General features: G+C 70.5%; 5 protein-coding genes. 1 reads left to right on the top strand and 4 read right to left on the bottom strand.

Annotated features, from left to right (window positions below):
* Positions 1-65: 65 nt before the first annotated feature.
* The 4 genes from HKK72_RS36150 to HKK72_RS36135 form a co-directional block, all read right to left on the bottom strand.
* Positions 66-1,280: a hypothetical protein gene (locus HKK72_RS36150; protein WP_187238897.1), complete on the bottom strand. Its 1,215-nt coding sequence runs from the start codon at positions 1,278-1,280 to the stop codon at positions 66-68.
* A gap of 122 nt (positions 1,281-1,402) precedes the next feature.
* A complete protein-coding gene (locus tag HKK72_RS36145) occupies positions 1,403-1,915 on the bottom strand; it encodes a cupin domain-containing protein (RefSeq protein ID WP_187238896.1) in 513 nt (170 codons plus the stop codon).
* Between the two features lie 65 nt (positions 1,916-1,980).
* Positions 1,981-3,207 carry a multidrug effflux MFS transporter gene (locus HKK72_RS36140; RefSeq protein ID WP_187238895.1) on the bottom strand — a complete coding sequence of 409 codons (1,227 nt, stop codon included), beginning with the start codon at positions 3,205-3,207 and terminating at the stop codon, positions 1,981-1,983.
* A gap of 83 nt (positions 3,208-3,290) precedes the next feature.
* Positions 3,291-3,863 carry a TetR/AcrR family transcriptional regulator gene (locus HKK72_RS36135; protein WP_187238894.1) on the bottom strand — a complete coding sequence of 191 codons (573 nt, stop codon included), beginning with the start codon at positions 3,861-3,863 and terminating at the stop codon, positions 3,291-3,293.
* A 135-nt stretch (positions 3,864-3,998) separates the two neighbouring features.
* On the opposite strand from HKK72_RS36135, the gene HKK72_RS36130 reads away from it, so the two are divergent.
* Positions 3,999-4,623: MFS transporter (locus HKK72_RS36130; RefSeq protein WP_187238893.1), on the top strand; the 625-nt coding region annotated here is incomplete at its 3' end.

Here is a 4,623-nt window from a genome sequence, read left to right as displayed (position 1 = left end):
GATCATGCAGTTGTTCGCTCCGGAGAGGCGAACAACTGCATGATCACGCCAGAAGTGGGCGGTGCCTACTTCACGAACCGGCGGCAGGCTTCGCGATCGTAGGGAAGCCCGACACGGGTGAAGGCCCAGCGGGCGTTGCCGATCCGCGTGTCCCACAACTCGTCATTGGCGACCAACGCTCCCAGGTAGGCGCGCTGGGCCTCGGTGAGCCGCGCGGGCGGCTCCGGCGGGTCGCCCGGATCGGGAAAGGCCGCCCTGAGCAGCGGCCCCCAGTCTGAGTCGACGGTGTACGCATTGCCGACGGCGGCGACCGCCACCGCTGCGGGGAGCAGCTCCTCGAATCGGGAGACGCGCGCCGCGGCGGCCGCGATCAGGGTGAAACGGACGTGCCCACGGAACTGCGGAGGCCGGTTCGTGAACCAGCCGTCCGCCGCGCGCGGATCGGCGAGAGCGGCGAGGATCTCACCGGTCGCCGCGACTTCGCCGGCCAGAGCCGGGGCGAGTGCGGCACAGGCTCGTACGGCCGGGTCCGGGTCGGACAGGAACGCACGCGGTGCGGCACCCAGTTCGCCCATGGCCATCACCAGGGCCGCCCGCTCGTCCCTGTGGGCGGCCAGGTGCGCCGCCGCCTCCATCCGGGTGGTCAGGGCGTCGCGGCGATCCGCCATCCCGGGCAGCGCAGCCAGGGCGCTGAGCGCATGAGCCGCGTTGACGCGTACCCGGGAGTCGTCGTCGACCAGGCACGCGCCGGCCGCTTCCATGATCGCTGGTGCCGCCGCCCGGATCTCGACGACCACCCGATTCATGATCGCTTCGATCTCGTCGGACTCCCAGGCCTCGCCTTCGTCATCCGCGAGGATGGCCTCCAGCGCCGCGGCGATCTCGGGCTCCCGTCCGGGCGGAAAGGCCGATGCGCTGAGCTCGTCGTCGCTGAGGCCGGGGAGCCCCGCCGCCGCCACCGCCGCGAGGAAGCTCAGCAACGTGGCGCGTAGCGGCGGCGGGTCAGCGCCCATCGCAGCACCGATGGAGCCGGCCGCAGGCGTCGACATGGACGGGGCGGCGAGCAGCCCCGCCACGACCAGAGCCGCGGGAGGGGTCACCGACCAGGGCGTGCCCTGATGGATCACCGCACTCCACAGATGGTCGATCGCCGCCCGCCGATCGTCGCCGTCGTCGCTCGTCAGCGCCCGCAGATGTGCCGGCGTGTCGGCCGCCATGCCGTACGCATGGAAAAGCCTGGACCACTCGACATCCGCGACCGCGTCCCACCCCACCGTCATGCCGACGTATTGTGCCGTCCGCTACCGACAAATCGCCACAAGATCACCCGATCGCCCTCCGTGACGGCGAGGTATCGCACTCGCCTACCGGGGACGGCCGGTCCGTTCGGCCCGGGCGGCGGTCACCGGTTGGCAGGGATCTCCGTACGCCCGGTGAGCCGGGCGATCCGCGCCAGTGCGTTCCACATCCGCCGTTGCACGGGCAGTGGCAGACCGGACAGGAAGAAGGACGTGTCCGGGCCGTGGTTGAGCGACGCGATCCGCAGGATCGGCGGCACCCTCGACTCGCCCTGGATCCGCAACATCTGCTCGAACGCCAGGGCCGGGGTCATCCGCACCACCATCCTGACGGGCTTGTCGCTGCGGTTGGCGAAGGTGTGCACGGTGCCGGACGGAACAGTGACCGTCTCTCCGGCGCCGAACTCACTCCAGTTCCAGCCCGAGCGCACACGCAGCAGTCCTTCGACCACGGTGAAGGACTCCTCCTGACCCACATGGAGGTGGGCCGGCGGTCCGGAGCGTCCGGGCGCCAGCACCGCTTCGAACTCGAAAAGCGCGCCATCCGTGTCCCGTGCGGTGTGCCTGATGGTCGCGAGGTCCCCGCCCGGCAAATGGAACGTTCGGTCACCCGACATCGGCTCCCCTTTCCCGTCGATGACCACAAACTAATACGACTATCGGTAGTACTACAAGCCGTAGTTTAGAGCGGTCGATCTCCGCGAGAGAGGGTCAGGAAGGCCAGTGACGCGGCGGCCGTGAGACCGCCGACGACGATGCTCATCGGGACGGCCGTGTGCGAACCGGCGATGCCGACCAGCGGGGCGGCGGCGCCGCCGATGACGAACTGGGCGAGCCCGATCAGGCCGGACGCGCTGCCGGCGACGCCGGGCGGCCGGCCCGACAGCGCGAGGGCCGCGGAGTTGGGCATGATCAGGCCGATGGCCGACACGACGAGGAACAGCGCGGGCAGTACGCCCGGCAGCCCGAGCCCCGCGAAGACCGCGACCTGCAGCGTCACGCCGCCGGCCAGCGACATGCACAGGCCCGCGGCGAGCAGTCTGCGCAGTGCGACCCTGCCGACGAGCCATCCGCCGATCTGGCCGACCGCCACGATCCCGAGCGCGTTCATCGCGAAGATGAGGCTGTAGGTCTGCGCGGACAGGCCGTAGATGTTCTGGATCACGAACGGCGAACCGGAGATGTAGGCGAACATCGCCGCGAACGCGAGCCCGCCCGACAGCGCGTACCCCATGAACGCCCGGTCCGCACAGAGCCCGGCGAACGTCCGCAGCGTGGCCGCGAGCCCCCCGGTGTGCCGATCGAGCGGCCGCAGCGTCTCGCGCAGCCCGACCAGCACCGCGACCGTCATCAGCGCGCCGATGACCGCGATGACCACGAAGACTCCGCGCCAGGACGTGAAGCGCAGCAGCTGGCCGCCGATGACGGGCGCGGCCACCGGCGCGACGCCGTTGACCAGCATGAGCAGGGAGAAGTACCTGGCGGCGGCCGGCCCGTCGTGCAGGTCGCGCACGATCGCACGGGCGATGACGACGCCGGCCGCCCCCGCCGCGCCCTGGACGAACCGCAGCGCGATGAGCAGATGAACGTCGGGGGCGATCGTGCACAGCAGCGAGGCGATCGTGTAGAGCGCCACGCCGGCGATGAGCGGACGCCGCCGCCCCCACATGTCACTGACCGGGCCGGCCACCAACTGCCCGGCGGCCAGCCCGACCAGGCACGCGGTCAGGGTGAGCTGTACGCGCGACGCGCCAGCGGACAGGTCGTGGGTGAGGCGGGGCAGAGCCGGCAGGTACATGTCGATCGACAGCGGCCCGATGCTGGTCAGCGCACCGAGAATGAACATCAGCCGGAGCCGCGTCGTCCTGGTCGGGGCCACCTCTTTCCGCCCGTCCGCGATCGCGGTCATCCCTGGCCCTTCGTCGAACACCACACGCACGGATCGAACCCGCCGGGACGGCAGGCGCATTCCCGTACGGCGGCGACTGAGGGTCAGGGCTGAGAGCGCAGGCCGTCCAGCAGGAAGGACAGCAGACGGTCGATGTCCTGCGGCGGCGCGTGCTCGGTCGCGACGGACAGCGCGTGGATCAGCTTGAGCAGGTCCGGGACGGTCAGGTCGGGGCGTACGGTACCGCTCTCCTGGGCACGGGCGAGCACGAGGCCGACCGCCTCGCGGATCTCCTCATGGCAGCGGGCGAACAGCTCGGAGTGCTTGTCGATGACGGCCTTGAGCGTCTGCATGAGCCCACGTTTGGTCCTCGCGGACTCGACGAAGGACCGCATCCAGGCCGCCAGCGCCTCACCGGGCGGAAGGGTCTCGGCCAGGTCGTACGCCGCCGCGACCAGCGATTCGACCTGATCGCGGTAGACCGCCTCCTGCAGCGCCAGCCGCGTGGGGAAATGACGGTAGAGCGTTCCGATGCCCACGCCGGCGCGCCGGGCGATGTCCTCGAGCGGCGCGTCCGCGCCGTGCTCGAGAAACGCCCCCTTGGCCTCGGTGAGCAGACGCTCGTAGTTGCGCCGCGCGTCGGCACGCATCGGACGCTCCTTGGCCGATGTCGACATCGCGCCTCCTCACACGGTTGCGAAACGGAGGATACCTCCGTATCGTTCCGGAGGCATCCTCCGTTTAGCCTGGGCGACCCCGACAGCCACTTCGGGGGACGCCCGGAACCTTCCTGCAGAAGGAGTCTACGACTCATGCCCCAGCAGACCATCCCTTCGGGGGACACGCTGCCCGCCGACCCGCCGGGGCGGCGACGCGGTCATCACTCGGGGATCTCGCTGGCCGTCATCCTCGCCTGCCAGCTGATGGTCGTGCTCGACGCGACCGTCGTGTTCGTCTCGCTTCCCGACATCCAGCACAGCCTGCACTTCTCCACGACCGGCCTGTCGTGGGTGACCAACGCCTATTCCCTCGCCTTCGGCGGCCTGCTCCTGCTGGGCGGCCGGGCCGGCGACATCCTCGGCCGCCGCAGGGTCTTCATCGCCGGCATCGCGCTGTTCACACTCGCCTCGCTGCTCGGCGGATTCGCCACCTCCCCGGCCTGGCTTCTGACGGCGCGCGCCGTCCAGGGGATCGGAGCCGCCTTCGCCGCACCCAGCGCGCTGGCCCTGATCGCCACCAACTTCGCCGAGGGGCCCGAGCGGAACCGGGCACTCAGCATCTTCTCGGCCACCTCGTCGGCGGGCGCGTCCGTCGGCCTCATCCTCGGCGGAATGCTGACCGAGTGGGCGTCCTGGCGCTGGGTGCTGTTCATCAACGTCCCGGTGGGAATCGTCGTCGTCCTCATCGCGCCGAGAATCCTGCAGGAGACCGAACGAC

Source organism: Actinomadura sp. HBU206391 (assembly GCF_014323665.1).
Taxonomy (GTDB): domain Bacteria; phylum Actinomycetota; class Actinomycetes; order Streptosporangiales; family Streptosporangiaceae; genus Actinomadura_C.
This window is presented reverse-complemented; position numbering and strand designations above follow the sequence as displayed.